The organism is Streptomyces sp. NPDC018019 (assembly GCF_044327805.1).
Lineage (GTDB): Bacteria > Actinomycetota > Actinomycetes > Streptomycetales > Streptomycetaceae > Streptomyces.
Genome location: NZ_JBIRGD010000018.1, coordinates 146,730 through 173,149, shown reverse-complemented (window position 1 = coordinate 173,149; position 26,420 = coordinate 146,730). Strand labels below are relative to the sequence as shown.

Here is a 26,420-nt window from a genome sequence, read left to right as displayed (position 1 = left end):
GCGCGGGGGAGTGGGGCAGGGTGGGATGCCCGGGACGGCGGCCCGGAAGAACGCGCTACGGAGGCGGCCGGGCGGCTTGGGGCGGCGGCTCCACGCAAGCCGCAGGCCCGCTCGCTCCACCTCGTCCACCTCATACAGGCAGGGCCCTTCCTGCAAGGGCCCGATCACGAGATATCTTGATGTCGAGCAATGTTGCAGACGTGGAGCGGAGCACCGGTGACTGACTCGACCATCATCTACACCCACACTGACGAGGCCCCGGCCCTGGCGACGTATTCGTTCCTGCCGGTGATCGAGGCCTACGCCTCGACGGCCGGGGTCGCGGTGGAGAGCCGCGACATCTCCCTGGCGGGCCGGATCATCGCCGGTTTCCCGGAGTGGCTCCAGGAGGACCAGCGCATCGACGACGCCCTCGCCGAGCTGGGCGAGCTGGCGAAGACGCCCGAGGCCAACATCATCAAGCTGCCGAACATCTCGGCCTCCATCCCGCAGCTGAAGGCGGCCATCGCCGAGCTGCAGGAGCAGGGCTACGCGCTGCCGGACTACCCGGACGACCCGAAGACCGACCAGGAGCGCGACATCCGCGCCCGCTACGACAAGGTCAAGGGCAGCGCCGTCAACCCGGTGCTGCGCGAGGGCAACTCCGACCGCCGCGCCCCCGCGTCGGTGAAGAACTACGCCAAGGCCAACCCGCACCGGATGGGCGCCTGGTCCGCCGACTCGAAGACCAACGTCGCGCACATGACCGGCGACGACTTCCGCTCCACCGAGAAGTCCGTGGTCATCGCCGAGGACGGCGCGCTGCGCATCGAGCTGGTGGGCGACGACGGCTCCGCCACGGTGCTGCGCGAGTCGGTGCCGGTGCTCGCCGGCGAGGTCGTGGACGCCTCCGTCATGCGCGTCGCCGCGCTGCGCGAGTTCCTCAAGGAGCAGGTCGCCCGCACCAAGGCCGAGGGCGTGCTGTTCTCCGTGCACCTGAAGGCCACGATGATGAAGGTCTCCGACCCGATCATCTTCGGCCACGTGGTGCGCGCCTTCTTCCCGAAGACCTTCGCCGCGTACGGTGACGTGCTCGCCGGGGCCGGTCTGACCCCGAACGACGGCCTGGGCGGCATCTGGAAGGGCCTGGAGTCGCTGCCGCAGGGCGAGGAGATCAAGAAGTCCTTCGACGCGGAGCTGGCCGAGGGCCCGGACCTGGCGATGGTCGACTCCCACCGGGGCATCACCAACCTGCACGTCCCCAGCGACGTCATCGTCGACGCCTCCATGCCGGCCATGATCCGCACCTCCGGCCACATGTGGAACAAGGACGACCAGGAGCAGGACGCCCTCGCGGTCATCCCGGACAGCAGCTACGCCGGCATCTACCAGGCCGTCATCGACGACTGCAAGGCCAACGGCGCCTACGACCCGTCGACCATGGGCTCGGTGCCGAACGTCGGCCTGATGGCGCAGAAGGCCGAGGAGTACGGCAGCCACGACAAGACCTTCGAGGTGCCGGCCACCGGCACCGTGCGGGTCCTGGACCGGGACGGCAACGCCGTCCTGGAGCAGACGGTCAGCGCCGGCGACATCTTCCGCATGTGCCAGACCAAGGACGTCCCGATCCGCGACTGGGTCAAGCTGGCCGTCACCCGCGCCCGTGCGACCGGCGACCCGGCGGTGTTCTGGCTGGACGAGGAGCGCGCGCACGACGCGAACCTCATCGCCAAGGTGAAGCAGTACCTCCCCGAGCACGACACCGAGGGCCTGCAGATCGAGATCATGAACCCGGTCGAGGCGACGAAGTTCTCGGTGGAGCGCATCCGCCGCGGCGAGAACACCATCTCCGTCACCGGCAACGTGCTGCGTGACTACCTCACCGACCTGTTCCCCATCCTGGAGCTGGGCACCAGCGCCAAGATGCTCTCGGTCGTACCGCTGATCAACGGCGGTGGCCTCTTCGAGACCGGTGCCGGCGGCTCCGCGCCCAAGCACGTCCAGCAGCTGGTCAAGGAGAACTACCTGCGCTGGGACAGCCTGGGCGAGTTCCTCGCGCTCGCGGTGAGCTTCGAGCACCTCGCGCAGAAGACGGGCAACGCGCGCGCCCAGATCCTCGCGGACACCCTCGACCGCGCCACCGGCACGTTCCTCTCCGAGAACAAGTCGCCCAGCCGTAAGCTCGGCGGCATCGACAACCGCGGCAGCCACTTCTACCTGGCCCTGTACTGGGCCCAGGAGCTGGCGCGGCAGACCGAGGACACGCAGCTGGCGGAGTCCTTCTCGGCCCTTGCGGCGACGCTGGCCGAGCAGGAGCAGAAGATCGTCGAGGAGCTGATCGCCGTCCAGGGCAAGCCGGCCGACATCGGCGGCTACTACCAGCCCTCGGTGGCCAAGGCCGCGGCCGTCATGCGCCCGTCGCAGACGTTCAACGCGGCGCTGGCGACCCTCGGCAGCTGATCCGCACCGGCGGGCGGGGGCTCCCCGTCCGCCGCGCCACCACGCGTACGCGACGGGTCCGCCCCGGCCGGCACTTCCGCCCGGCCGGGGCGGACCCGTTTCGCCGCCCACCCGTGCGCACCCGTTCCGCATGCTGCGGCGCGCAGGCCCTACCCGTAGTACTCCGGAGCTACGCGACAGGTGCACTCCCCGGCGGGACGCCGACCACGCGGCATGATCAATAACTTCCGTACCAGAACCCGCACATCACCCGGTACGGAAGGACCCCGCCATGGCGACCCGCCCACGCGCCCGCCGCCTGCACCGCGCCCTGCTCGTCGCGCTCGTCACCGCCTCGGTGACGGTGCCGGTGTCCGGCGCGGCCCGCCCGGCGGCCGTCCCGGCGCCCGCGCCGGCCGCCCTGGCACCGCTCACCACCGCGTCCCCCGCCGCCCTCGCCGAGCGGTACGCCGCGGGCCGCGACGGCATCCGGGCGGCCGAGCGGGCGGCGGCGCGCCACGGCGACCGGACGCGGGCCGCCGCGCTGCGCGTCATGGCGGCGCCGGCGCGGCAGTTCCTCTCCTTCGACGGCCGGGACGGCGGCCGGACCGCCGAAGTCGTCGGCGACCTGGCGCGGGCCGAGCGCGTCACCGTACTCGTGCCGGGCTCGGACACCGGCCTCGACACGTATGCACGCTTTCGCTCCGGAGCCGTGGCCCTGCAACGGGAACTGGGCGGCCGGTCCGCCGTGGTCGCCTGGCTCGGTTACCGGACGCCGGGCACGGTGAGCCCGGAGGTCCTGACCCCGGCGCTCGCCGACGAAGCGGCGCCCCGACTGGTCTCGTTCCTGGGCGAGTTGGCGTCCGCGAAGCCCGTCGCCCGGGTTTCGCTGCTCTGCCACTCCTACGGCTCGGTCGTCTGCGCCCGTGCCGCAGCGGACGCCCGGGTCGCCGACATCGTTCTGTACGGCAGCCCCGGCACCGGCGCCGACACCGTCCGCGACCTGCGCACCCGGGCCACCGTCTGGGCGGGCCGGGGTGCCGCGGACTGGGTCGCCCACGTCCCGCACGCGCAGCTCAGGCTCCCGTTCGTCACGATCGGGTTCGGAACCGACCCGGTGTCGCCCGCGTTCGGTGCCCGTGCTTTCGACGCCGGTCCGGGCGGACACAGCGACTACCTGAAGCCCGGTTCGGTGTCCCTGCGGAACATCGCCCGCATCGTGGCCGGAGAGCACGCGGGGGAGTACACGAGGCGGTACGCGGCGGTGAGCCGCCATGCGTAGCGGCCCGGCGCCGCGGCGGTCCGCCCCGGCCGGCCCTGCCCTGCGCGGCCTCGCCCGGCGGATCGACGCCGCCACCCCGCCCGGCCGGGACCGGGCCGTGGATGCCCTCCGGGCCGCCGCCATCCTCGGTGTCGTGCTCGGCCACTGGCTGGTGACCGCGCTGGTCGCCGACAGCGGCACGGTACGCGGCGCCAGCCCCCTCCGGCACCTGCCCCAACTGGTCCCGGTCTCCTGGCTGTTCCAGACCCTGGCGGTGTTCTTCCTCGTCGGCGGGCAGGTGGCCGTGCGGAGTTACGCGGCGGCCCGCGCCCGGGGGACCTCGTACCGGCGGTGGCTCGGCGCCCGTACCGCCCGCCTTTTCCGGCCGGTCGTCGTGCTGCTGGCCTTGTGGGCCGTGGTGGCGGGCGCGCTGCTCGCCTCGGGGACGGACCTGGCGACCGTACGGACCCTGCTCAAGCTTGTCTGGTCCCCGCTGTGGTTCCTGCTCGTCCTCATGGCGCTCACGGCGGCCACTCCGCTGGTCGCGAAGGTGCATCCGCTGTGGCCGCTGGCGGTGGTCCTGCACGTCGACCTCATACGGTTCGGATTCGGCGGCCCCGGACAGCTCGGCTGGCTCAACGTCGCGGCGGGCTGGCTGGTCCCGTACTGCCTGGGCGCGCTGTGGGCGCGGGAGGGGCTGCGGGGCCGCACGACGGGCTGGGTGCTGCTGGCCGGGGGAGGGGCCGCCACCGCGCTCCTCGTCGGGTGCGCGGGCTACCCGGCGTCCATGGTCGGCGTGCCGGGCGCCGGGATCTCCAACCTCAACCCGCCGACCCTGGCCGCCGTCACGTTCGGCCTCGCCCAGTGCGGCGCGGCCCTGCTGCTGCGCGGCCCGCTGCGTCGGCTCCTCGCACGGCCCGCGGCCTGGGCGGCGGTCGCGCTGGTCAACCTGTCCGCGATGACCGTCTTCCTGTGGCACCAGACCGCGCTGATGACGGTCACCGCGACCGGCCTGGTGGCGGGGCAGCCACTGCCCGGCCTGCACACCGAGCCCGACGGGCCGGGCTGGGTACTGGCCCGGCTCGCCTGGCTGCCGGTGTTCGCGGCGGCACTCCTGATCTGCTGGGCGGCCTTCCGTACGTACGAGCGACGCACGCCGTCGAAAGCGACGTCGGCACACGAAGGGCAGCCCGCCCGGAAGGAGATGGTGCACGGTGCTTAAGGTGCAGCATGTGGGGGAGGACGGGGCGAGGGCTCGAACGGGGGCCAAGAAGCGGCTGGTGACGGCCCTCAGAGGGATACCGCGCGCGCTGCGCGAGGACCTGGTGACGGGGGCCGCAGGGCCGCCGCCGGGCAAGCGGCCCGGCTGGCTGGCCTGGCAGCCGGTCATCGTGCTGCTGCTGGTGATGGCGGCTTGGTGCCTCGGCATCGTCGCCGTGAACAACCTGGCGTTCGGCATGTTCCACGGCATGGGGATGCCACTGGCCCTGCTGCTGGGTGTCGCCCAGTCGCTGTCGCTCGTCGTCGCGGCGTTCCGGCCGATGGCCGCCTGGTGGCTGGCGACGGCGGTGATGGCCGCCGTGGCAGTGGCCACGGAAGTCGCGGCCGGCCGGTACGGGGTGCATCCGTGGCCGGACGCAGGACTCGCCTTCGACAGGGGCGGGCTGTATCCCTGGACGGGCACGGGGCTCGCCACCCAGGCCGGCGTGCTCTTCCTGCTGGCGTTGCGGCTCCGCTTCCGCGCTGCGGCCGGAGCGCTGGCGGTCACCGTCCTCGTCGGTCTGGCGTGCGGCGCCGGTGCCGCACAGCTCCGGGGTCCCTCCCTCGGCCTCGCCGTGACCGTCCTCACCGTCGCCGTGGTGGTCGGCGCCGCCCTCCGCGGTCGCCAGGTGGCCCGTACCGAACTGGTCGTGCAGGAGGGGATCACCAGCGAAGAACGGGCCCGCCGCGCGCTCCTGGAGGAGCGCAACCGGATCGCCCGCGAACTGCACGACGTGGTCGCCCACCACATGTCGGTGATCTCCATCCAGGCGCAGGTCGCCCCGCACCTGGCGGAGAACCCCTCCGACGAGCTGAAGGAGAACCTCGCGGGCATCCGTGCCAACGCGGTGGAGGCGCTGACCGAACTGCGCCGCGTGCTGGGCGTGCTGCGCTCGGAGGAGGTACCGGCGTACGGGGCTCCCGGGACCGCCGCGGACGGCGCCGCCCCGCACGCCCCGCAGCCCACCCTCGACCGGCTGGACGAGCTGGTCGGCAACGTCCGCGCCGCCGGGGTGACGGTCACCACCACCGTCACCGGAAGGCGGCGCCCCCTGTCGCCCGGCGTCGAACTGTCCGCGTTCCGCATCGTGCAGGAAGCGCTCAGCAACGCCATGCGGCACGCACCCGGCGCGCACGTCGCGGTATCGGTCGCCTACGGCCCCGCCGCCCTCACCGTCCGGGTCACCAACACCGCGCCGGACCGCCCCGTCGCCGCCTCCCCGGGTGCCGGCCACGGGCTGCTCGGGATGCGCGAACGCACCGCCATGCTGGGCGGCGAGCTGGCCACCGGCCCGGCACCCGACGGCGGCTACGACGTCACCGCCGTCCTGCCCACCGGACTCCCCGCCCCATCGCCCGGCCCGGCCACCGGCCCGTCCACCGACCGGGCACCCACCCGGACTCCTCACCCGCCCACCGACCCCGCCGAGGACGACACCCCATGACGACCCCCATCCGCGTGCTGATCGCCGACGACCAGGTCATGGTCCGGCAGGGATTCACGGTGCTGCTCGACGCCGAACCCGGCATCGAGGTGGCCGGCCAGGCCGTGGACGGCCTCGACGCCCTCGCCAAGGCCGCCGAACTCGCCCCCGACGTCGTCCTGATGGACATCCGCATGCCCGGCCTCGACGGCATCGAGGCCACCCGCCGCCTCACCGAGGCCGCCGGGGCCACCGTCAAGGTCCTCGTCCTGACCACCTTCGACCTGGACGAGTACGTGTACGAGGCGCTGCGCGCCGGCGCGTCCGGCTTCCTTCTCAAGGACGCCTCGGCCGCCGAACTCGCCCAGGCGGTACGGGTGGTGGCGACGGGTGACGCGCTGCTCGCGCCCAACATCACCAAGCGCCTGATCGCCGAGTTCTCCCGGCTGACCGCCGCGCCCCGCACGCCCCGCATGGACCGCGTCGGCGGCCTCACGGAACGCGAGACCGAGGTGCTCTCCCTGATAGCCCAGGGCCTGTCGAACGCGGAGATCGCCGACCGGCTGGTGGTGGCCGAGCAGACCGTGAAGACCCACGTGAGCCGCATCCTGGTCAAACTGGGGCTGCGCGATCGCACCCAGGCGGCGGTCTTCGCGTACGAGACGGGGCTGATACGGCCGGCCGGCTACTGAAGCCCCCGGCCGGCCGCCGCCTACGGGACCAGATTCTCCAGCCCTTCCGCGCACTGCTTGGCCAGCTCCGAGGACCGGGGCAGCATCAGCTCCTCGTAGGCCCGCACGGCGTCGTCCACCCGCTCCTCGCGGATCAGCGCCTGGGCCAGATCGGTACCGTCGAGCAGCGCGTGGTTGGCGCCCACGCCGAGCGGCGGCATCAGGTGCGCGGCGTCGCCCAGCAACGTGACGCCCGGGACGTGCTCCCACACGTGCGGTACGGGCAGGGCGAACAGCGGCCGGTGGACGAAGTCGTGGTCGCCGTCGAGCACGGCGTAACGCAACCCCTCGGCCCACCCGTCGAGCCGCTGCGAAAGGTATGTACGGATCGCCGCCGCATCGTCCAGGTCCAGCCCGGCGGCCGTGTGCCAGTCGAGCGGAGCCCGGAACGCCACGTAGGCGCGGATGTGACCGTTGCTGTTCCGCTGGGCGAACAGCATGGTCGAGCCGGACTTCGCCACCAGCGTGCCCGGACCGACCAGCCGCGCCAGGTCCGGATGGCGCACATCGCTGTCGTCGAAGCCGGTCTCGACGAAGGTGACGCCCGTGTAGCCGGGCAGCGCCTCCGAGACGGCCGCGCGGACCCGCGACCACGCGCCGTCGGCGCCGACGACCAGGTCGAAGTCCTCGGTGGTGCCGTCCGCGAAGACCAGACGGCAGCTGCCGTCGAGGAGCGGCAGTGCCTTGCCGACGGCGTGGCCCCAGCGGACCGTCCCCGGCGCGAGCGAGTCCAGCAGCAGCCCGCGCAGGTGCCCCCGGTCGATCTCCGGCCGGTCCTCTTCACCCGCGCCCTCGTCCCCGGGAGGCCACTCGTGTTCCAGAGCGGCCGCGGTGGTGTGCTCCACCGCCCGCCATTCCTGGCCCTCGGGGCGGGACAGGGCGTGGAACCGGTCGAGCAGGTCCGCCGCGCGGAGAGCCGCCTGGCCGGTGTCCGGGTGCAGGTCGAGCGTGCCGCCCTGCGGACGGGCGTCGAAGGCCGGCTCGCGCTCGAAGACGGTGACGGAACGGCCGTGGAGTTGGAGGACACGTGCGCAGACGAGGCCGCCGATGCCGCCGCCGACGATCGCGACACGGGCCGCACGGGTGAGGTTCATGGGGTGCCCCTCCTGGGGTGAACGGAACGCCGGACCGACCGTCCGACGCCTCACCAAAAAAAGCACACCTACTAAAAAAGTGCAATGACTAAACCTTCGAACTCGCTACGCCACGGGGTAAGCTGCCACCGTGACCGAGCCCGCCCCCCGTATCGAGCCCCCCGCCCCGGCCGGGGCCGGCGCCCCCGTCGGCCGCCGCGAACGCAAGAAGGCGCAGACCCGCCAGGCCCTGGCCGACGCCGCACTGCGGCTCTTCCTCGAACACGGCTTTGAGCAGGTCGGCGTCAAGGAAGTCGCCGACGCCGCCGACGTGTCCGTGACCACGCTGTTCAAGCACTTCGCCAGCAAGGAAGCGCTCGTCTTCGACCTGGACGACGGCATCGAGGCCGCCCTCGTCGCCGCCGTACGCGACCGGGCGCCGGGCCAGACGATCCCCCAGGCCCTGCGGGACTACGTGCTGTTGACCGAGGACCACACCGGCCGGTCCGACTTCGCCGCGTTCGCCCGCCTGGTGGCCGAGACCCCGGCGCTACGCGACTACGCGGAGCGCATGTGGATGCGCCACCAGAAAGCCCTGGCCCGCGCCATCGCCCACGAAGTCGGCGCCCCCGAGGATGACGTCACCTGCGCCGCCCTGGCCCACTTCGCCCTCGCCTCCCGGACCCTCACCAACGGGCATCCCGCACCCCGCCGGGCCACCGAAGAGATCTTCGACCTGCTGGAACGGGGATGGGCGGCGGCGCACCCGGGGAGCTGACGGCTCCCGTCCCTGCGCCGCCGTACCGCCGGTGATCAGGACCGGCGGCGGGGCTTGCCGCGCCGGGCGCCCTTCGCGGGGGCCGAGCCGCCGCTCCGCGGGCCCCTGGCACCCTTGCCGGCTGGCTTGCCGGCCGCGGACTTCTGGCGGGCGCCGGACGTGCCCGCGTTCTTGGACTTCGATTGCGCCCGGGACCGCGACGGGGCTTCGGCCTGGGGCTGGGTACGGCCCCGGGTGCTGTTGACGGTCCGGCCGCGGACGATGCCGATGAAGTCCTCGACCTGGTCCGTGGTCCGCTCTTCCGGCCAGGCCAGTGCGATCTGGGACTGGGGGGCGTCCGTCAGTGTCCGGTACGTGAGGTCCCTGCGGTGGTACAGCCGGGCCAGCGACTGCGGGACGGCCAGCAGCCCGATGCCCGCCGCCACCAGCTCGATCGCGTCCGCCGTCGTCGCGGGCCGCTCGAACGCGGGCTGCCCCGGCGGGCGCTCCCAGCCGAGGGTGTCGTCGAGCGGGTGCAGCACGACCTCGTCGGCCAGCTCGCCGACGGTGATCTCGTCGGCCGCCGTGAAGAGGTGGTCCTTCGGGACCACGACCACGGTCGTCTCCGTGTAGAGGGGGATCGCGCTGAAGTACGTACGGTCGACCGGCAGCCGGGCGAGACCCGCGTCGGCGCGGCCGTCCCGCAGCACGTCGTACGCCTCGGCGGCGGGCGTCGCGACCAGTTCCAGCGGGACGTCGGGCAGCCGCTCGTTCCAGATACGCACCCACTTCGCGGGCGTCACCCCCGGGACGTACGCGAGCCGGAACGAGAGGGTTTCTTCCGAGCCTGTCACTCCGCCAGGTTACCGGTCGTGGTCAGAGGTGGTGCACACGATCGATACCCTTGACATCATGACGTCGCACCAGAACACCCAGACGATGAAGCCCGCGACCGCGGCCAAGAAGCTGGGTGTGTACCTCGAAGCCACCCCCGCCGAATTCCAGGAGGGTGTCGTCTCGCGCGCCGAGCTGAACGCGCTGCAGACCGACCCGCCCGAGTGGCTGCAGGAGCTGCGACGCAACGGCCCGCACCCGCGCCCCGTCGTCGCGGCCAAGCTGGGCGTCTCCATCTCCGGACTCGCCCGCGGCGGGATCACCGAGGCGCTCACCACGGAGCAGATCGACGCCCTGAAGGCGGAGTCCCCCGAGTGGCTGCAGAAGGAGCGCGCCACCCAGGCCGAGGTCCGCAAGGAGAACGTGCGGATCAAGGAGAAGAACAAGGAGAAGCGCGAGAAGCAGGAGCAGCAGGAGAAGTAGGGGGAAGAGCGGGGCAGGCGACGGGGACCGCGTACTCACGGAGCGCGCCCGGGGCCCGCGCCGCGCCCTTCCGTTTCACTTCGACCGTTGTGCCCGCAGCACGACATCGTGGGTGTGGTGCGTTCCGGCGGGGGCGGGCGTGGTGCGCGGGCGCGTTTCGTTGATCAGGATGTTCCAGTCGGCGCCGAGGAGCCGGGCGATGTCGTCCGGCCGGTAGTAGTCGGCGGGGTCGAAGCCGTTCTCCGGGTCTGGGGCGAGGGCGGCGAGGTCGTGGGTGACGAAGAGCAGGGTGCCGCCGGGGGCGACGGCGTCCAGCAGGCCGCGCAGCGCGGTGTGGCCCGGCTCGTACCGGAGCGGGAAGTACTGGACGGACACCAGGTCGAACGCGTCGGCCGGGGGCGGCGCGGCGGTCAGATCCGTCCGGGCCCACGCCACGCGGCCGGCGAGATCCGTGGCCGCGGCGGCGGCGCGGCGCAGCGCGACCTGCGAGATGTCGACCGCGGTGACCTGCCAGCCGCGCCGGGCCAGCCACAGCGCGTCGGCGCCCTCCCCGCACCCCACGTCGAGCGCCTGCCCCGGCGGCAGCCCGGTGACCTCGGAGACGAGTACGGGGTTGGGCGCACCGCTGAACACCTGGTCGCGGCTGCGGTACATGTCGTCCCAGGGCCGAGCGCCCTCCCGCGCGTCCAGCGGCCCGCTCGGCCGCGTCCGGGGCGGAGCGGCGTCCGGTGCGTCGTGCGCGGGAGCGCCGGCGGCCCCACCTGCGGAACCGCCGGGCCCGGTGCCGGGCCGGAATTGCTGGGTCATCGTGACCACCTCCGCCGCCAACCTGCCGCCACCCATGGGGAATGGGCAAAGTTCTTTGCGGAACCGGCAAATCGCGGGCGCAGCGCCGTAAGGGCGGCCATCGCATCCGCAGGCGCCGAAAGCCAACGACCCCGATCACGTGCAGTACGCCTGCCCGGACTGCGCCCCGACACGACAGGATGCCCCCGCCTCGGCGCGGAGCCGGGGCGGGGGCGCTGTGCTGAGGGAGGCTGCTCAGTTCGGGCCAGTGGGGCCCACCGAAGCGGCAGGAATCACCATGCGTGGTCGTATCCGCCGGACCAGAAGTCGTCGAGCCCCCCGTGGGGGCCGAGCGTGAGTTCGTTGAAAGAGCCGGCCTCTGCGATCTCGGGCGCTTCGTACTCGGTCACTTCCTGGTAGTCCTGCATGATTCCTCCTCTACGGCGACGTAGGCGCGGCTTGTGCGCCCAAGGCCATGTTGTCCGTCGATCGGGAGGCTGCCGATCCCTCGTGGGAGTGGCCGAGTGGTGCGCGGGCGTACCCGTCCAGGGCGCGTGGACATCGCCTACGTTGGTCGCCACCGGCGCACAAACGGCGGGGACGACGAAAGGCTCTGTTCCCGTCACGCGCCGAGCGGGGCTTTTCGTATGGGAACTGTGCTGGATCATCGCGGGGACTGAGGTGCTCGCGTTCGGCGGAGTGCTCTCGTATCCGAGGACGACCAGAAGGCCACGGCCACGGCAGCCCCGAAACCGTCCGCCACAGCGTCCGCCGAACCTGCCAATGAGCCCGCTGAGAAGCCCTCGCCCGACGCGGAACAACAAGCGGCGCTGACGCGGGCTCTCCGGACCATTGAGCCCGGTCTGGTGGCCATGGAAGACCGGGCCGTGAGTCGAGCCCGCGACGTGTGCGCGGACATCACGGCGAACAAGCCCGCCGCCATGACGGGTCGAGCCGGTGCCGCACAAGCGACCGCCATTGCATAAAACTGCCGCTATCCGTATAGTCATGCTTCCAAGGAGGAGGGTCCATGGCGGTACGAGCGGCAGTGGCCGGAGCGAGTGGGTATGCCGGGGGTGAGGTTCTGCGGCTGCTTCTGGGGCATCCGGAGGTGGAGGTCGGCGCGGTGACCGCGCACGGCAACGCGGGGCAGCGGCTCGGTGCGGTGCAGCCGCATCTGCTGCCGCTGGCCGGGCGGGAGCTGGTGGCCACCACGGCCGAGGCGCTGGCCGGGCACGACGTGGTCTTCCTCGCGCTGCCGCACGGGCAGTCCGCCGCGGTGGCCGAGGCCCTCGGGCCCGAGGTGCTGATCGTGGACTGCGGGGCGGACTTCCGGCTGGCGGACCCCGCGGCCTGGGAGAAGTTCTACGGATCGCCGCACGCCGGCACCTGGCCGTACGGTCTCCCCGAACTGCCCGGGGCGCGTGAGGCGCTGCGCGGGGCGCGGCGCATCGCGGTCCCGGGCTGCTATCCGACGGCCGTCTCGCTGGCCCTCTTCCCGGCGTACGCGGCGGGGCTCGCCGAGCCGGAGGCCGTGGTGGTCGCCGCCTCGGGCACCTCCGGCGCGGGCAAGGCGCCCAAGCCGCACCTGCTGGGCAGCGAGGTGATGGGCTCGATGAGCCCGTACGGCGTGGGCGGGGTGCACCGGCACACGCCGGAGATGGCGCAGAACCTGAGCGCCGCGGCCGGCGAGCCGGTCACCGTCTCCTTCACGCCGACGCTGGCGCCCATGCCCCGCGGCATCCTCGCCACCTGCTCGGCCAAGGCCCGGCCCGGTGTGGACGCCGCGGACCTGCGCGCCGCGTACGAGAAGGCGCTGGGCGACGAGCCGTTCGTCCATCTGCTGCCGGAGGGGCAGTGGCCGTCCACCGCGGCCGTGTACGGGTCGAACAGCGCGTTGGTCCAGGTCGCCCTCGACACGGCGGCCGGCCGGATCGTCGTGGTCGGCGCCATCGACAACCTGACGAAGGGCACCGCGGGCGGCGCGGTGCAGAGCATGAACATCGCCCTCGGCCTCGACGAGGCCACCGGGCTCTCAACGATCGGAGTCGCACCGTGAGCGTCACGGCAGCCAAGGGTTTCTCGGCGGCGGGCATCGCCGCCGGGATCAAGGAGAACGGGAAACCGGACCTCGCCCTGGTGGTGAACAACGGACCGCGACTGGCCGCCGCCGGCGTCTTCACCAGCAACCGCGTCAAGGCCGCCCCGGTGGTCTGGTCCGAGCAGGTCCTCAAGGGCGGCCAGGTCTCGGCCGTCGTCCTCAACTCCGGCGGCGCCAACGCCTGCACCGGCCCGGCGGGCTTCCAGGACACCCACGCCACCGCGGAGAAGGCCGCCGAGGTGCTCAAGGGGCACAGTGCGGGCGAGATCGCCGTCGCTTCCACCGGACTGATCGGCGTGCGGCTGCCGATGGACAAGCTGCTGCCGGGCCTGGAGAAGGCCGCCGTCGAGCTGAGCGTGCACGGCGGGGAGAAGGCCGCCATCGCGATCAAGACCACCGACAGTGTGCACAAGACCGCGGTGGCCGGCGGGGACGGCTGGACGGTCGGCGGGATGGCCAAGGGCGCCGGGATGCTCGCGCCGGGGCTGGCCACCATGCTCGTGGTGCTGACCACCGACGCCGATGTGGAGGCTCCGGTGCTGGACCGGGCGCTGCGGGATGCGACGCGCCAGACGTTCGACCGGGTCGACTCGGACGGCTGCATGTCCACGAATGACATGGTGCTGCTGATGGCATCGGGCGCGTCCGGCGAGACACCGGAGTACGACGTGTTCGCGGACGCCGTCCGTACCGTCTGCGACGACTTGGCGCGGCAGCTCATCGGCGACGCGGAAGGCGCGACCAAGGACATCCGGATCGAGGTCGTGAACGCGGCGAGCGAGGACGACGCCGTCGAGGTCGGCCGGTCGATCGCCCGTAACAACCTGCTGAAGTGCGCCATTCACGGCGAGGACCCGAACTGGGGCCGGGTGCTGTCCGCCATCGGCACCACCTCCGCCGTCTTCGACCCGGAACGGCTGAACGTCGCCATCAACGACGTGTGGGTCTGCAAGAACGGCTCGGTGGGCGAGGACCGGGACCTGGTGGACATGCGCTACCGGGAAGTGCGGATCACCGCCGACCTCAGCGCCGGCAACGAGTCCGCGGTGATCTGGGCGAACGACCTCACCGCCGACTACGTCCACGAGAACAGCGCGTACTCGTCATGAGCACCCGCAAGCACACCGCGCTGCCCAAGGCCCGCACGCTCATCGAGGCGCTGCCCTGGCTGACCCGGCACCACGGCAAGACCGTGGTCATCAAGTTCGGCGGCAACGCCATGGTCGACGAGGAGCTGAAGGCCGCCTTCGCGCAGGACGTGGTCTTCCTGCGGCACGCCGGACTGCGGCCGGTCGTCGTCCACGGCGGCGGCCCCCAGATCAGCGCCCAGCTGGACCGGCTCGGCCTGGTCTCGGAGTTCAAGGCGGGCCTGCGGGTCACCACGCCCGAGGCGATGGACGTCGTACGGATGGTGCTGGCCGGGCAGGTGCAGCGCGAGCTGGTCGGGCTGCTCAACCAGCACGGACCGCTCGCCGTCGGCATGACCGGCGAGGACGCCCACCTGATGACCGCCACCCGGCACTACGCCGAGGTGGACGGCGAGCGGGTGGACATCGGGCGGGTCGGCGAGGTCACCGCGATCGACCCCGGCGCCGTGCAGGCCCTGCTGGACGACGGCCGCATCCCGGTCATCTCCTCCGTCGCGCGCAGCGCCGACGAGGGCGACGAGGTCGGGGTCTTCAACGTCAACGCGGACACCGCGGCGGCGGCGCTGGCCGCGGCCCTCGGCGCCGAGACGCTGATGGTCCTGACCGACGTGGAGGGCCTGTACGAGGACTGGCCCGACAGCGACGAGGTGATCTCCCGGCTCACCGCCTCCGAGCTGGAAAAGCTGCTGCCGGACCTGGCCAGCGGCATGGTGCCCAAGATGCGGGGCTGCCTGCACGCCGTACGCAACGGGGTGCACACCGCCCGGGTCATCGACGGCCGGGTCCAGCACTCGATCCTGCTGGAGATCTTCACGGACGAGGGGATCGGCACGATGGTCGTGCCGGACCCGGACCCGGAGCAGTTCCCGGACACGGACCCGGCCCGGGGAACGGACACGAGCGAGCGCGAGAAGGCGGGAGCGGCATGAGCGGCACGGCGAGCGGTGCGGCCACAGACACCTCGGCCGGTACGGAGACGGTCCCGGCGGCCGGTACGGCGAACAGCGCGGCACCCGGCACGGCCGCGGGGGAGCCCCCCGCGGCCTCCGGCACCGCGCCCGCCCCGGCCGCCAACGCGGCGCTCACCGAGCGCTGGCAGGGCGCCATGATGGACAACTTCGGCACGCCCCGCCTCCCGCTCGTCCGCGGCGAGGGCACCCGCGTCTGGGACGCCGACGGCAACGCCTACCTGGACTTCCTCGGCGGCATCGCGGTCAACGCCCTCGGCCACGCGCACCCCGCCGTCGTCCAGGCGGTCTCCGGGCAGATCGCCACGCTCGGGCACGTCTCCAACTTCTTCGTCGCCGAGCCGACCGTCGCGCTGGCCGAACGGCTGCTGCGGATCGCCGGCCGGCCCGGCCGGGTCTACTTCTCCAACTCCGGCGCGGAGGCCAACGAGGCCGCCTTCAAGATCGGCCGGCTGACCGGACGTACGCACATGGTCTCCACGGCCGGCGGCTTCCACGGCCGCACCATGGGCGCCCTGGCGCTCACCGGGCAGCCCGCCAAGCAGGACCCGTTCCGGCCGCTCCCCGGCGACGTCGACTTCGTACCGTACGGGGACACCGAAGCGCTGCGCGCCGCCGTCACCACCGAGACGGCCCTCGTCATCATCGAACCCGTCCAGGGCGAGAACGGCGTCGTCGTGCCGCCCCCCGGCTACCTCGCCGCCGCCCGCGAGATCACCGCCGCCACCGGCACCCTGCTCGTGCTGGACGAGATCCAGACCGGCATCGGCCGTACGGGCCACTGGCTGGCCTCGCAGGCCCAGGGCGTCGAGGCCGATGTGATCACGCTCGCCAAGGGCCTCGGCGGCGGCCTGCCCATCGGCGCCACCCTCGCCTTCGGCCCGGCCGCCGGCCTGCTCACCCCCGGCTCGCACGGCTCGACGTTCAGCGGGAACCCGGTCGTGTGCGCGGGCGCGCTCGCCGTACTGGACACCATCGAGGCCGACGGCCTGCTCGACCACGTCGCGCGGGTCGGCGAGCGGCTGCGTGGCGGGATCGAGGCGTCGGCGCACCCGCTCGTCGGCCAGGTCCGCGGCGCGGGTCTGCTCCTGGGTATCGTCTTGTCGGAGCCCGTCGCACCGCAGGTGCAGCGAGCGGCTCAGGACGCGGGCCTCCTGGTGAACGCGGTCGCGCCGGACGTCATCCGGCTCGCCCCGCCGCTGATCGTCTCGGACGACGAAGCGGATACGTTCCTCCGGAAGCTCCCCGCCGTCCTCGACGCGGCCCTCGCAGGGGCACACGGGGTACAACGATCCGGAGACTGACGACAACGATGACCGAGGCGCAGGACAACGAGACGCTGCACGGGGGACCTGCCGTACCGCAGACCCGCACCGCCCGCCACCGCCGGATCGTGGACATCCTCAACCGGCAGCCCGTCCGCTCCCAGAGCCAGCTCGCCAAGCTGCTCGCCGACGACGGCCTGTCCGTCACCCAGGCCACGCTCTCCCGCGACCTGGACGAACTGGGCGCGGTGAAGATCCGCAACACCGGTGGTGAGCTGATCTACGCGGTACCGAGCGAGGGCGGCGACCGCAAGCCGCGGGCGCCGCTGGGGGAGTCCGCCAAGGAGGAGCGGATGCGCCGGCTCTCCGGCGAACTGCTCATCTCGGCCGAGGCGTCCGCCAACCTCGTGGTCCTGCGCACCCCGCCCGGCGCCGCGCAGTTCCTCGCCTCCGCCATCGACCAGGCCGAACTGCACGACATCCTCGGCACCATCGCCGGCGACGACACGCTGATGCTCATCAGCCGCGATCCGGCCGGCGGCCAGGCGCTCGCCGACCATCTGCTCAACCTGGCGCAAAAGGCGCGCTGAACCGCACGGTCCTCGCCCGGCCGCCCGGCCGGCCGCTGTACTGGGAGTGGCGTCCCGGCCGCGGCGGCCGGGCGGCACGGGAGGACCGATGCTGGCGGTACGCGCACGAGCGCTGTTCGACGGAGTGGGGCCGGGGCTGGTCGACCGGCCCACCGTACTGATCGAGAACGGCCGGATCGCGGCCGTCCGGCCCGGCGGGGTGCCGGTGGTCGGTGCCGAGATCCTCGACCTGGGCGCCGCCACCCTGCTCCCCGGCTTCATCGACACCCACACCCACCTGGCGTTCGACGCGAGCGACGACGTCATCGGCCGGCTCACCGCCGCCGACGACGCCACGCTCCTCGACCGGATCCGGGCCGCCGCGCGGGCCTCGCTGGCCGCCGGGGTGACGACCGTACGGGACCTCGGCGATCGCGCCTACCTCACCCTCCGCCTCCGCGCGGAAACAGCACGGGACCCGGCAGCCGGCCCGCACGTCATCGCCTCCGGTCCGCCCCTCACCACCACCCGCGGTCACTGCTGGTTCCTCGGCGGCCGGGCGGAAGGCGTGGACGGCGTCCGCCCGGCCGTACGGGAACGGGCCGAGCGCGGCGCGGACGTCGTCAAGGTCATGGTGACCGGCGGCGACCTCACGCCCGGCTCGGACCCGTACAGCGTGCAGTACGGCCGCGACGAACTGCGCGCCATCGTGGACGAAGCGCACCGCCACGGCCTGCCGACCGCAGCCCACGCGCACGCCGTCACCGGCATCCGCGAGGCGGTCGCCACCGGCTTCGACACGGTCGAACACTGCTTCTTCCTCACGGAGGACGGCGTCGACTTCGACCGCCGGGTGATCGAGGAGATGACCCGCCGGGGCGTCATCGCCTCCCTGACCCTCGGCGCCCTCCCCGGCGGCCCACCGCCCCCGGCCCACATCGCCCGCCGCATCCCGTCCCTCGTCACCGGCCTGGCCACCCTCCGCGAAGCCGGCGTGACCATGGCTCTGGGCAGCGACTCCGGCATCTTCCCGGTGAAGGCCCACGGCAGCTACCCGTACGGCATGACCGCGATGACCGACTTCGGCTTCACCCCTCTACAGGCCCTACGGACGGCGACCTCGACGGCAGCGCTGGCATGCGGCCTGGGCGGCCGGAAGGGACGCATCGCGGCGGGCTACGACGCGGATCTGGTCGCGGTGGGGGGAGATCCGGTGGCGGATGTGGCGGCTGTGCTTGATGTGGTGGCGGTGATCCGGGGTGGAGTGCGGGTGAAGTGAAAGGGGCTGGGGCGCCAGGGGAATGCCGGCCCAGCTCGACGGGGGATTGCAGAGGAGTCGCGAGGGATGGAGCGCAAGGAAAACCGCCGCGGATCGGCAGAGGCGGCTCTATTCCGCCTCGGTGTGGGAAGCGCAGCTCCTAGGACGGCCGTCAGACTTCGTGGTCTGAGTTTCGCGCTGCCTTGGGCGGTGCGTCGGGGAGGTTCGGCGGGTGTCAGTCGTCTTCGGTGATGAAGTCTGTTATCGCGGCGGCGATGGCTTCGGGCTGCTCGTCGGGGATGAAGTGTCCAGCGTCGGGCACGATGATTCCGGTGGTGTTGTCGGCCCATGGGCCGATGGAGGCGGCCATGTCCGGAATGGAGCCGTGGCTGCTGGAGATTCCGAGGATCGGCACAGTCAGGTGCTGCCTCTGGAGCGCCTCGCGGTTCTTACGCGCTGACTCCGCGGCGTCCCGGTAATACGCGAGGGAAGCGTGCAGGCCGCCGTCGGCGGCGATGGCCTGCGCGTAGTGGTCGATCTCGGCGTCGTCGAACGTGTCGGGAGACAGGGTCTTCATCTTCAGGAACCAGCCGACGTACTCGCGTTCGCGGCCGGCGAGCAGCGCCTCGGGCAGGTCGGGCACGAGGTGGAACGCGAAATGCCAGGTTTTCCACGCTCGGTCCAGGTCGGTGGGAATCGCTTCCGGGAGAGTGATACCGGGAATTCCGGCGTCGAGCAGAGCGACCCCGCGCAGGTGGCTCTCGAAGGTGAGGGCGAGGGAGAAAGCGACCCAGGCGCCGATGTCATGGGCGACCAGGGAGTAATTCGACACTCCGAGAGCCTTCACGGCGGCGTGGACGTGCGCGGCGACCGTGTGTGTGTCGTAGCCGCCGCGTTCCGGACGTTCGGAGTGGCCCTGTCCCGGCAGGTCGATCGCGATGACGTGGAACCGATGGGCGAGGCCGGGCATCACCTTTCGCCAGGCCCACCAGGTTTGCGGGAATCCGGCGAGCAGGACGACGGCCGGGCCGCCCGGCCGTCCGCCTTCGACGGCATGAAGGCGGACGCCGTCCGCGTCGACCCAGCGGTGAGTGAATCCGGCCAGGTGCTGGAGGGGCAGGTCGCGGAGGGGGGTGCTTTCGGAGGCATGCGGAGTGCTGGTGGCTGGGCTGGTCACGGGGACCCTCCAACGGTGTCAGGTGTGCGGATGGGGCGGTGCTGCTGACGGCGGTGGCCGGGACCACGTGGTGTCTTTCACGCGCGGCGCGAGGTGCGCGGCATGCCCGGTCATGGCCACGCTTGAAGGCTACACATCTTGAACCGATCAGTTCAAGATAGAATGGTGCGTGACACGGTCCGGACCATCGACGCATCGGCAAGGAAGTACCGCGTGGCAGGCAAGAAGCAGTTCGACATGGACACGGCGCTCGACGCCGCGATGATCCAGTTCTGGCGCGACGGCTACGCCGACACCTCATTGGACGATTTGTCCCGGGCGACCGGCCTGAACCGCAGTTCGATCTATTCCTCCCTCGGCGGCAAGGACACGCTCTTCCTGCGCTGCCTGGATCGCTACGCCGCGCGCTACGGCGAGAAGTACGACGCCGCCCTGTCGTGTGCGGCCTCGGAACCCGTTGCCACTGTTCGCGCGTTCTTCGACGTCACCCTTGAGCGCATCGCCGATCCCGAACTACCCGATGGATGTCTGATTGCCCAGACGGCCATGGCGATTCCCGTACTGAGCCCGGGCGTCGCGGCGCACGCCAAGCAGGCGCTCGGCTTCCAGCGCCTGCGCCTGCGCACCGCGCTGAAGGCCGGCGGACTGACCGACCAGGACGCCGAAACCTTCGCTGTGCACGTGGCGGCCGTGAACCAGTCGCTCGCCGTCATGAGCAGGGCCGGGGCGAGCCCGGCGCAGCTCCTGGCCATCGTGGGCGTGACCGTGGACGCGCTGGCGCAGGCGTTGCGCGCGTAACGCGCCGAAGGGGCACAGGTTCCCCTGGGGGCAGCCGTTTCCCGGTCCCCCGGTATGCGCGGTCATGACCGCCGGCCCGCCGCCGGCATGGACGCGAAAACGATCAGGGCCCCGTTCCACCGAAGTGGAACAAGGCCCTGATCTGCGACTCTCACGAGTCGGGACGACAGGATTTGAACCTGCGACCCCTTGACCCCCAGTCAAGTGCGCTACCAAGCTGCGCCACGTCCCGGTGCTCGCTTCGGCCGGGTTTCCCCGGTCGCGGCGTGCAGAAGAAAAATACCCTGTACCGGCCTCTGAATCCAAAGCGGGGCTCCTGCGAGGGTGCAGAACGGTCGAAAAAGGGCGAAGAAGCGTCGCGCGGGCTCCGTGGGGGCGTGGTTGCATGGCGATATGGGTGATCGCCATGGAGGGATCCGGCAGCGTCGGGTGTACGAGGAGGCCGAGGCCGGGGACGGTGCGCGGGTGCTCGTCGACCGGCTGTGGCCGCGAGGGATGGCGAAGGACGCCGCCCACCTGGACGAGTGGTGCAAGGACGTGGCGCCGTCGAAGGAGCTGCGTACCTGGTACGGGCACCGGCCCGAGCGGTACGAGGAGTTCGCCGAGCGGTACCGGGCGGAGCTCGCCGCCTCACCGGCCGCGGAGGCGCTCGACGGCCTGCGGGAGCGGGCGGCGGCGGGTCCGCTGACCCTGCTGACCGCCACCAAGGATCTTGCACTGAGTCATGTGACGGTGCTGGCGGAAGTGCTGGGGGAGTAGCCGGTGCGGAGCGCGCACCGCCCCTGAGCTGGGGCTACGTCCCGTCGGGCGTCACGGCTACGCCATTCGGATGGGCCGCGTTGACGAATCATGCGGTGGAGTGCATAGTTATACCCATCAGCGAATGCACCGTAAGGAGAAACCCGTGACCGAGCGCGTCGTACTCGCCTACTCGGGCGGCCTGGACACCTCCGTCGCCATCGGCTGGATCGCCGAGGAGACGGGCGCCGAGGTCATCGCCGTGGCTGTGGATGTCGGCCAGGGCGGTGAAGACCTGGACGTCATCCGTAAGCGCGCGCTCGCCTGCGGTGCCGTCGAGGCCGAGGTCGCGGACGCCAAGGACGAGTTCGCCGACGAGTACTGCCTCCCGGCGATCAAGGCCAACGCGCTGTACATGGACCGGTACCCGCTGGTCTCCGCGCTGTCGCGGCCGACGATCGTCAAGCACCTGGTCGCCGCCGCCAAGAAGCACGGCGCCACCACCGTCGCGCACGGCTGCACCGGCAAGGGCAACGACCAGGTGCGGTTCGAGGCCGGGATCTCCTCCCTCGCCCCCGACCTGAAGTGCATCGCCCCGGTCCGGGACTACGCGATGACCCGGGACAAGGCCATCGCCTTCTGCGAGAGCAAGAACCTGCCGATCACGACGACCAAGAAGTCGCCGTACTCGATCGACCAGAACGTCTTCGGACGGGCCGTGGAGACCGGCTTCCTGGAGGACATCTGGAACGCGCCGATCGAGGACGTGTACGAGTACACGTCCAACCCGGCCACCCCGCGCGAGGCCGACGAGGTCGTCGTCACCTTCAAGGAAGGCGTGCCGGTAGCGATCGACGGCAAGCCCGTCTCCGTCCTCCAGGCGATCCAGCAGCTGAACGAGCGGGCCGGCGCGCACGGCATCGGCCGGATCGACATGGTCGAGGACCGGCTGGTCGGCATCAAGTCCCGCGAGGTCTACGAGGCGCCCGGCGCCATCGCGCTGATCACCGCCCACCAGGAGCTGGAGAGCGTCACCGTCGAGCGCGAGCTGGCCCGCTACAAGCGGCAGGTCGAGCAGCGGTGGGGCGAGCTGGTCTACGACGGCCTGTGGTTCTCGCCGCTGAAGCGGGCGCTGGACGGGTTCATCGCGGAGGCCAACCAGGCTGTGTCCGGTGACATCCGGATGACGCTGCACGGGGGGCGCGCGGTGGTCACCGGGCGGCGGTCCGAGCAGTCGCTGTACGACTTCAACCTGGCCACGTACGACACGGGCGACACCTTCGACCAGTCGCTGTCCAAGGGCTTCATCGAGATCTTCGGGATGTCGTCGAAGATCGCCGCGAAGCGGGACCTGGCGTAGGACGGGCTCCGGCCCGGTCGGGGCGCCACCTCCGACTCCGTCCCCGGCGGCCGGTTCGTCCGGCCGCCGGGGACCGTCATATCCCACCATCCACGAGGAGCTGAGCAAGTGAGCAGCAACAGCGGTGACGTCCGGCTCTGGGGCGGCCGGTTCGCCGACGGCCCCGCCGAGGCCCTGGCGAAGCTGTCCGCGTCCGTCCACTTCGACTGGCGGCTGGCGCCGTACGACATCGCGGGTTCCCGTGCGCACGCGCGCGTCCTGAACAAGGCGGGGCTGCTCACCGAGGACGAGCTGACGCGGATGCTGGAGGGGCTGGACCGGCTGGAGGCCGATGTCGCCGACGGCAGTTTCACCGGCACCATCGCCGACGAGGACGTGCACACCGCGCTGGAGCGGGGGCTGCTGGAGCGGCTCGGTCCGGACCTCGGCGGCAAGCTGCGGGCCGGCCGGTCCCGCAACGACCAGGTCGCCACCCTCTTCCGGATGTACCTGCGCGACCACGCGAGGATCATCGGCGGGCTGCTCGCCGACCTCCAGGAGGCGCTGGTCGGCCTCGCCGAGGCGCACCCGGACGTCGCGATGCCCGGCCGTACGCACCTCCAGCACGCGCAGCCGGTGCTCTTCGCCCACCATGTCCTCGCGCACGTCCAGGCCCTGTCGCGGAACGCCGAGCGGCTGCGGCAGTGGGACGGGCGCACGGCGGTCTCGCCGTACGGGTCGGGCGCGCTGGCGGGCTCCTCGCTCGGGCTGGACCCGGAGGCGGTCGCCGCGGACCTGGGCTTCGAGCACGGCAGCTCGGCCAACTCGATCGACGGCACGGCCTCGCGGGACTTCGTCGCCGAGTTCGCCTTCATCACGGCGATGATCGGCGTGGACCTGTCCCGGATCGCCGAGGAGGTCATCATCTGGAACACGAAGGAGTTCTCCTTCGTGACCCTGCACGACGCCTTCTCCACCGGCTCCTCGATCATGCCGCAGAAGAAGAACCCGGACATCGCCGAGCTGGCGCGCGGCAAGTCCGGGCGGCTGATCGGCAACCTCACCGGCCTGCTGGCCACGCTGAAGGCGCTGCCGCTCGCGTACAACCGCGACCTCCAGGAGGACAAGGAGCCGGTCTTCGACTCCTGCGACCAGCTGGAGATCCTGCTGCCGGCGTTCACCGGGATGATGGCGACGCTGACCGTCAACCGGGAGCGGATGGCGGAGCTGGCCCCGGCCGGGTTCTCGCTCGCCACGGACATCGCCGAGTGGCTCGTACGGCAGGGCGTGCCGTTCCGGGTGGCGCACGAGGTCGCGGGGGAGTGCGTCAAGGAGTGCGAGCGGCACGGCATCGAGCTGGACCAGCTCACCGACGAGCAGTTCGCCGCGATCTCGCCGCATCTGACGCCGGAGGTGCGTACGGTGCTGAACGTGCCCGGCGCGCTCGCCGCGCGGAGCGGCCGGGGCGGCACGGCCCCGTCCGCCGTCGCCGTCCAGCTGGCGGAGGTCAGGACGGATCTGGCCACGCAGCGGGCGTGGGCGGACGCCAAGCGCTGATCTTCCGGTAGGCGTACGGAGCTCCTCCCGAGCCCGCACGGACACGACATCCGGCACGCGCACGGAATGCGGGTGCCGAGCACCGGACGGCGCTGCTCGGCACCAGGGCCGCGGCCCCCTCGTGATCATCGAGGGGGCCGCGGTCGTTTTCGCCCTGGGCATGAGACCTGGGAGCCTCTTGTGAGACATTGATGTCTCATTCGGCTATCCTCTGTCTCATGGCCGTAGACCGTGAACAGGTACTCAGAGAGGCCGCCGGCCTGCTCACCCGTAAGGCGACCGCCGGAATGGACGAGATCGCCCGGGCCGCCGGGATCAGCCGCGCGACCCTGCACCGCCACTTCGCCGGCCGCGACGCGCTGATCAAAGCGCTGGAGGAACTGGGCATCCGGCAGTTCACCGAGGCGCTGGACGCGGCCCGCCTCGACGAAGGCGACGCGGTCGCGGCGCTGCGCCGGCTGATCGCCGAGACCGAGCCGGTCGCCGGCTTCCTGGCCTTCCTCTACACCGAGAACCAGCTGTTCGAGGGCGAGGAGGTCAACGAGGGGTGGGACCGGCTCGACACCCGTATCCACGCGCTGTTCCGGCGCGGCCAGGAGGAGGGCGCCTTCCGCATCGACCTCACCCCCGTCTGGCTCACCGAGGCGCTGTACGGACTGATCGGCGCCGGCGCGTGGGCCGTGCACGAGGGGCGTGTGGCGTCCAAGGACCTCAACCATTCGATCGCCGAGCTGCTGCTCGGCGGCATCCGACGGAGCATGGAGAAATGAGCAAGCCCGCCAAGGAGACCGCGGACCGCACCGGCGGCACCGCGGACCACCAGCCCCGCCCCGGACGCTGGCTCGCGCTCGCCGTCCTGGTCCTCGCCGTCCTGCTGGTCGGCGTGGACGCCACCGTCCTGGGCCTCGCCACCCCCTTCCTCAGCGAGGACCTGCGGCCCTCGGGCACGCAGCTGCTGTGGATCGGCGACGTCTACTCGTTCGTCATCGCCGGCCTGCTCGTCTCCATGGGCAGCCTCGGCGACCGCATCGGGCGCAAGAAGCTGCTGCTGACCGGATCGGTCGTCTTCGGCGCCATGTCGGTGCTCGCCGCGTACGCCGGCACCCCGGCCATGATGATCGCGGCGCGCGCCCTGCTGGGCGTGGCGGGCGCGACGCTGATGCCCTCCACCCTCGCCCTGATCCGCAACCTCTTCCACGACCCCAGGGAGCGCAGCCTGGCCATCGGCATCTGGGGAGCCATGGCCTCGGCGGGCGCCGCCGTCGGCCCGGTGCTCGGCGGCTTCCTGCTCGGCCACTTCTGGTGGGGCTCGGTCTTCCTGATCAACCTGCCGGTGATGGCGCTGCTGGTGCTCGTCGGCGCCAAGGTGCTGCCCGAGTCCCGCAATCCGGACCCCGGCCCGTGGGACCTGCCCAGCGTGGCGCTGTCCCTGGTGGGTATGGTCGGCATCGTCTACGCGATCAAGGAAGCGGCGGTGCACGGCATCCGCTGGGACATCGCGGCGGCGGCCGTCCTCGGGGCGCTCGCGCTGGTCACCTTCGTCCGCCGGCAGCAGACCCTGGCCTCACCGCTGCTGGACATGCGCCTGTTCAAGCACCGCGGCTTCTCCGGCGCCGTGCTGGCCGACCTGCTGACCATCCTCGGCCTGTCCGGACTGGTCTTCTTCCTCTCGCAGTTCCTCCAGATGGTGCAGCTGCGCTCGCCGCTCAACGCGGGCCTGGTCGAACTCCCCGCGGCGGTCGGCGCGGTGGGCGCGGGCCTCGCCGCCGGGTACGTCGCCCGGCGGCTGTCCGTACGGCTCGTCGTCGCCGGCGGCCTGGCGGTGGTCGGCCTGGCCCTGGCCGGCTGCATCGGCCTGGGCCAGGACACCAGCACCCTCGCGCTCGGCACGATCCTGTTCGTGGTCGGCGTCGGCGCGGGCTTCGCGTTCACCGTCACCGCGGACGTGATCCTCTCCAGCGTGCCCAAGGAGCAGGCGGGCGCCGCGTCCGCGGTCTCGGAGACGGCGTACGAGCTGGGCGCCGCCCTCGGCATCGCGCTGCTCGGCTCCATCGTCACCGGCATCTACCGCGACTTCACCACCCCGTCCGGGGTGCCCGAGGCGTCCGCCGACGCCGCCCGGGAGTCGCTCGGCGGCGCCGTCGAGGCGTCCGGCTCCCTCCCGGCCGACGCCGGAGCGAGCCTGCTCACGGCCGCCCAGCACTCGTTCGTCGACGGCCTGGACACCGCTGCCGGGGTGGGCGCCGCCGTACTGCTCGCCGCCGCCTGCGCCGCCTGGTTCCTGCTGCGCGGCCAGCGGCTGGAGGACAGCCCCGCCGAGGAGGTGGAGCCGGAGCAGGAGGCCGTGCCCCGCTGAAACGGTTGACCGGGCGGAGTGCCGGGCGGGGACGGCCGTTGTCCCCCGCCCGTTCACATGCCGGTCGCCTCCTGTGGGCCGGCAGGCTCCCATGGCTCGTTTGACTCTCCAGTCGTTCC

Annotated in this window: 24 protein-coding genes and 1 tRNA gene; 19 read left to right on the top strand and 6 right to left on the bottom strand. The window is 72.0% G+C overall.

Translation table 11 applies throughout. The features are described from left to right. Window positions 1-216 precede the first annotated feature (216 nt). The 5 genes from ACH4FX_RS27835 (at window position 217) to ACH4FX_RS27815 (ending at window position 7,055) form a co-directional block, all read left to right on the top strand. Window positions 217-2,439, top strand: a complete 2,223-nt coding sequence (locus ACH4FX_RS27835) for an NADP-dependent isocitrate dehydrogenase (protein WP_398483422.1) — start codon at window positions 217-219, stop codon at window positions 2,437-2,439. 271 nt (window positions 2,440-2,710) lie between these two features. Next, window positions 2,711-3,700: an alpha/beta hydrolase gene (locus ACH4FX_RS27830; protein WP_398483420.1), complete on the top strand. Its 990-nt coding sequence runs from the start codon at window positions 2,711-2,713 to the stop codon at window positions 3,698-3,700. Next, on the top strand, window positions 3,693-4,901 hold the full coding sequence (locus tag ACH4FX_RS27825) for an acyltransferase (RefSeq protein ID WP_398483418.1): 1,209 nt from the start codon (window positions 3,693-3,695) through the stop codon (window positions 4,899-4,901). Before ACH4FX_RS27830 ends, ACH4FX_RS27825 begins: the two co-directional genes overlap by 8 nt. Window positions 4,902-4,959: 58 nt before the next feature. Then, on the top strand, window positions 4,960-6,384 hold the full coding sequence (locus ACH4FX_RS27820) for a sensor histidine kinase (protein ID WP_398483416.1): 1,425 nt from the start codon (window positions 4,960-4,962) through the stop codon (window positions 6,382-6,384). Next, window positions 6,381-7,055: a response regulator gene (locus tag ACH4FX_RS27815; protein ID WP_398483414.1), complete on the top strand. Its 675-nt coding sequence runs from the start codon at window positions 6,381-6,383 to the stop codon at window positions 7,053-7,055. Before ACH4FX_RS27820 ends, ACH4FX_RS27815 begins: the two co-directional genes overlap by 4 nt. A gap of 20 nt (window positions 7,056-7,075) precedes the next feature. Here the strand turns inward: ACH4FX_RS27815 and ACH4FX_RS27810 are convergent, their stop codons facing one another. Beyond that, the gene (locus tag ACH4FX_RS27810) at window positions 7,076-8,188 is read right to left on the bottom strand and encodes an FAD-dependent oxidoreductase (protein ID WP_398483412.1); all 1,113 of its coding nucleotides are present in this window, start codon (window positions 8,186-8,188) and stop codon (window positions 7,076-7,078) included. A gap of 130 nt (window positions 8,189-8,318) precedes the next feature. Between ACH4FX_RS27810 and ACH4FX_RS27805 the strand changes: the two genes are divergently transcribed. Then, the gene (locus ACH4FX_RS27805) at window positions 8,319-8,945 is read left to right on the top strand and encodes a TetR/AcrR family transcriptional regulator (protein ID WP_398483411.1); all 627 of its coding nucleotides are present in this window, start codon (window positions 8,319-8,321) and stop codon (window positions 8,943-8,945) included. A 35-nt stretch (window positions 8,946-8,980) separates the two neighbouring features. Here the strand turns inward: ACH4FX_RS27805 and ACH4FX_RS27800 are convergent, their stop codons facing one another. Continuing rightward, on the bottom strand, window positions 8,981-9,778 hold the full coding sequence (locus tag ACH4FX_RS27800) for a LysR family transcriptional regulator substrate-binding protein (protein ID WP_398483409.1): 798 nt from the start codon (window positions 9,776-9,778) through the stop codon (window positions 8,981-8,983). Window positions 9,779-9,836: 58 nt separating this feature from the next. On the opposite strand from ACH4FX_RS27800, the gene ACH4FX_RS27795 reads away from it, so the two are divergent. Beyond that, the gene (locus tag ACH4FX_RS27795) at window positions 9,837-10,241 is read left to right on the top strand and encodes a DUF5997 family protein (RefSeq protein WP_398483407.1); all 405 of its coding nucleotides are present in this window, start codon (window positions 9,837-9,839) and stop codon (window positions 10,239-10,241) included. Window positions 10,242-10,316: 75 nt separating this feature from the next. Here ACH4FX_RS27795 and ACH4FX_RS27790 read toward each other — a convergent pair whose 3' ends face one another. Both ACH4FX_RS27790 and ACH4FX_RS27785 read right to left on the bottom strand, forming a co-directional pair. After that, window positions 10,317-10,895, bottom strand: a complete 579-nt coding sequence (locus ACH4FX_RS27790) for a class I SAM-dependent methyltransferase (RefSeq protein ID WP_398483479.1) — start codon at window positions 10,893-10,895, stop codon at window positions 10,317-10,319. 425 nt (window positions 10,896-11,320) lie between these two features. Continuing rightward, window positions 11,321-11,455 carry a lasso RiPP family leader peptide-containing protein gene (locus ACH4FX_RS27785; protein ID WP_398483405.1) on the bottom strand — a complete coding sequence of 45 codons (135 nt, stop codon included), beginning with the start codon at window positions 11,453-11,455 and terminating at the stop codon, window positions 11,321-11,323. A gap of 602 nt (window positions 11,456-12,057) precedes the next feature. Between ACH4FX_RS27785 and argC the strand changes: the two genes are divergently transcribed. From argC to ACH4FX_RS27755, 6 genes are all read left to right on the top strand, one after another. Further along, window positions 12,058-13,086, top strand: a complete 1,029-nt coding sequence (gene argC / locus ACH4FX_RS27780; RefSeq protein WP_398483403.1) for an N-acetyl-gamma-glutamyl-phosphate reductase — start codon at window positions 12,058-12,060, stop codon at window positions 13,084-13,086. After that, on the top strand, window positions 13,083-14,237 hold the full coding sequence (argJ, locus tag ACH4FX_RS27775; protein ID WP_398483401.1) for a bifunctional glutamate N-acetyltransferase/amino-acid acetyltransferase ArgJ: 1,155 nt from the start codon (window positions 13,083-13,085) through the stop codon (window positions 14,235-14,237). The genes argC and argJ overlap by 4 nt, the downstream gene beginning before the upstream one ends. Further along, window positions 14,234-15,205, top strand: a complete 972-nt coding sequence (argB, locus tag ACH4FX_RS27770) for an acetylglutamate kinase (RefSeq protein WP_398483399.1) — start codon at window positions 14,234-14,236, stop codon at window positions 15,203-15,205. Before argJ ends, argB begins: the two co-directional genes overlap by 4 nt. Further along, window positions 15,202-16,548 (top strand): acetylornithine transaminase, encoded by a 1,347-nt coding sequence (locus ACH4FX_RS27765; RefSeq protein WP_398483397.1) that lies wholly within the window; start codon window positions 15,202-15,204, stop codon window positions 16,546-16,548. Before argB ends, ACH4FX_RS27765 begins: the two co-directional genes overlap by 4 nt. An 8-nt stretch (window positions 16,549-16,556) precedes the next feature. Then, window positions 16,557-17,099, top strand: coding sequence for an arginine repressor (locus ACH4FX_RS27760; RefSeq protein WP_003982563.1), 543 nt, complete (start codon window positions 16,557-16,559; stop codon window positions 17,097-17,099). Between the two features lie 88 nt (window positions 17,100-17,187). Continuing rightward, entirely contained in the window at window positions 17,188-18,357 is a 1,170-nt protein-coding gene (locus tag ACH4FX_RS27755; RefSeq protein WP_398483395.1) for an amidohydrolase family protein, read from the top strand. Between the two features lie 214 nt (window positions 18,358-18,571). Here ACH4FX_RS27755 and ACH4FX_RS27750 read toward each other — a convergent pair whose 3' ends face one another. Then, window positions 18,572-19,513, bottom strand: a complete 942-nt coding sequence (locus ACH4FX_RS27750) for an alpha/beta fold hydrolase (RefSeq protein WP_398483393.1) — start codon at window positions 19,511-19,513, stop codon at window positions 18,572-18,574. Between the two features lie 213 nt (window positions 19,514-19,726). Between ACH4FX_RS27750 and ACH4FX_RS27745 the strand changes: the two genes are divergently transcribed. Beyond that, on the top strand, window positions 19,727-20,311 hold the full coding sequence (locus tag ACH4FX_RS27745; protein ID WP_398483391.1) for a TetR/AcrR family transcriptional regulator: 585 nt from the start codon (window positions 19,727-19,729) through the stop codon (window positions 20,309-20,311). Window positions 20,312-20,469: 158 nt separating this feature from the next. Here the strand turns inward: ACH4FX_RS27745 and ACH4FX_RS27740 are convergent. Next, window positions 20,470-20,543: transfer RNA gene (locus tag ACH4FX_RS27740), tRNA-Pro, on the bottom strand. A gap of 161 nt (window positions 20,544-20,704) precedes the next feature. Here ACH4FX_RS27740 and ACH4FX_RS27735 point away from each other — a divergent pair. The 5 genes from ACH4FX_RS27735 to ACH4FX_RS27715 all read left to right on the top strand — a co-directional run bounded on the left by ACH4FX_RS27735 (window position 20,705) and on the right by ACH4FX_RS27715 (window position 26,301). Beyond that, window positions 20,705-21,070 (top strand): DUF488 domain-containing protein, encoded by a 366-nt coding sequence (locus tag ACH4FX_RS27735; RefSeq protein ID WP_398483390.1) that lies wholly within the window; start codon window positions 20,705-20,707, stop codon window positions 21,068-21,070. Window positions 21,071-21,215: 145 nt separating this feature from the next. Then, on the top strand, window positions 21,216-22,409 hold the full coding sequence (locus tag ACH4FX_RS27730; protein WP_398483388.1) for an argininosuccinate synthase: 1,194 nt from the start codon (window positions 21,216-21,218) through the stop codon (window positions 22,407-22,409). Window positions 22,410-22,517: 108 nt separating this feature from the next. After that, on the top strand, window positions 22,518-23,945 hold the full coding sequence (gene argH, locus ACH4FX_RS27725) for an argininosuccinate lyase (RefSeq protein ID WP_398483386.1): 1,428 nt from the start codon (window positions 22,518-22,520) through the stop codon (window positions 23,943-23,945). A 218-nt stretch (window positions 23,946-24,163) separates the two neighbouring features. After that, on the top strand, window positions 24,164-24,715 hold the full coding sequence (locus tag ACH4FX_RS27720; protein ID WP_398483384.1) for a TetR/AcrR family transcriptional regulator: 552 nt from the start codon (window positions 24,164-24,166) through the stop codon (window positions 24,713-24,715). Then, window positions 24,712-26,301, top strand: a complete 1,590-nt coding sequence (locus tag ACH4FX_RS27715; protein WP_398483382.1) for an MFS transporter — start codon at window positions 24,712-24,714, stop codon at window positions 26,299-26,301. Before ACH4FX_RS27720 ends, ACH4FX_RS27715 begins: the two co-directional genes overlap by 4 nt. The last annotated feature ends 119 nt before the right edge of the window (window positions 26,302-26,420 follow it).

What these genes read in the sequence shown, in the direction of transcription:
- ACH4FX_RS27715 (WP_398483382.1), top strand. Translation starts at nt 24,712, where the DNA reads ATGAGCAAGCCCGCCAAGGAGACCGCGGACCGCACCGGCGGCACCGCG.
- ACH4FX_RS27785 (WP_398483405.1), bottom strand. Translation starts at nt 11,455, where the DNA reads ATGCAGGACTACCAGGAAGTGACCGAGTACGAAGCGCCCGAGATCGCA.
- ACH4FX_RS27765 (WP_398483397.1), top strand. Translation starts at nt 15,202, where the DNA reads ATGAGCGGCACGGCGAGCGGTGCGGCCACAGACACCTCGGCCGGTACG.
- argB (WP_398483399.1), top strand. Translation starts at nt 14,234, where the DNA reads ATGAGCACCCGCAAGCACACCGCGCTGCCCAAGGCCCGCACGCTCATC.
- argC (WP_398483403.1), top strand. Translation starts at nt 12,058, where the DNA reads ATGGCGGTACGAGCGGCAGTGGCCGGAGCGAGTGGGTATGCCGGGGGT.
- ACH4FX_RS27790 (WP_398483479.1), bottom strand. Translation starts at nt 10,895, where the DNA reads ATGTACCGCAGCCGCGACCAGGTGTTCAGCGGTGCGCCCAACCCCGTA.
- ACH4FX_RS27825 (WP_398483418.1), top strand. Translation starts at nt 3,693, where the DNA reads ATGCGTAGCGGCCCGGCGCCGCGGCGGTCCGCCCCGGCCGGCCCTGCC.
- ACH4FX_RS27830 (WP_398483420.1), top strand. Translation starts at nt 2,711, where the DNA reads ATGGCGACCCGCCCACGCGCCCGCCGCCTGCACCGCGCCCTGCTCGTC.
- ACH4FX_RS27720 (WP_398483384.1), top strand. Translation starts at nt 24,164, where the DNA reads ATGGCCGTAGACCGTGAACAGGTACTCAGAGAGGCCGCCGGCCTGCTC.
- ACH4FX_RS27735 (WP_398483390.1), top strand. Translation starts at nt 20,705, where the DNA reads ATGGGTGATCGCCATGGAGGGATCCGGCAGCGTCGGGTGTACGAGGAG.
- ACH4FX_RS27815 (WP_398483414.1), top strand. Translation starts at nt 6,381, where the DNA reads ATGACGACCCCCATCCGCGTGCTGATCGCCGACGACCAGGTCATGGTC.
- ACH4FX_RS27795 (WP_398483407.1), top strand. Translation starts at nt 9,837, where the DNA reads ATGACGTCGCACCAGAACACCCAGACGATGAAGCCCGCGACCGCGGCC.
- ACH4FX_RS27810 (WP_398483412.1), bottom strand. Translation starts at nt 8,188, where the DNA reads ATGAACCTCACCCGTGCGGCCCGTGTCGCGATCGTCGGCGGCGGCATC.
- ACH4FX_RS27755 (WP_398483395.1), top strand. Translation starts at nt 17,188, where the DNA reads ATGCTGGCGGTACGCGCACGAGCGCTGTTCGACGGAGTGGGGCCGGGG.
- ACH4FX_RS27760 (WP_003982563.1), top strand. Translation starts at nt 16,557, where the DNA reads ATGACCGAGGCGCAGGACAACGAGACGCTGCACGGGGGACCTGCCGTA.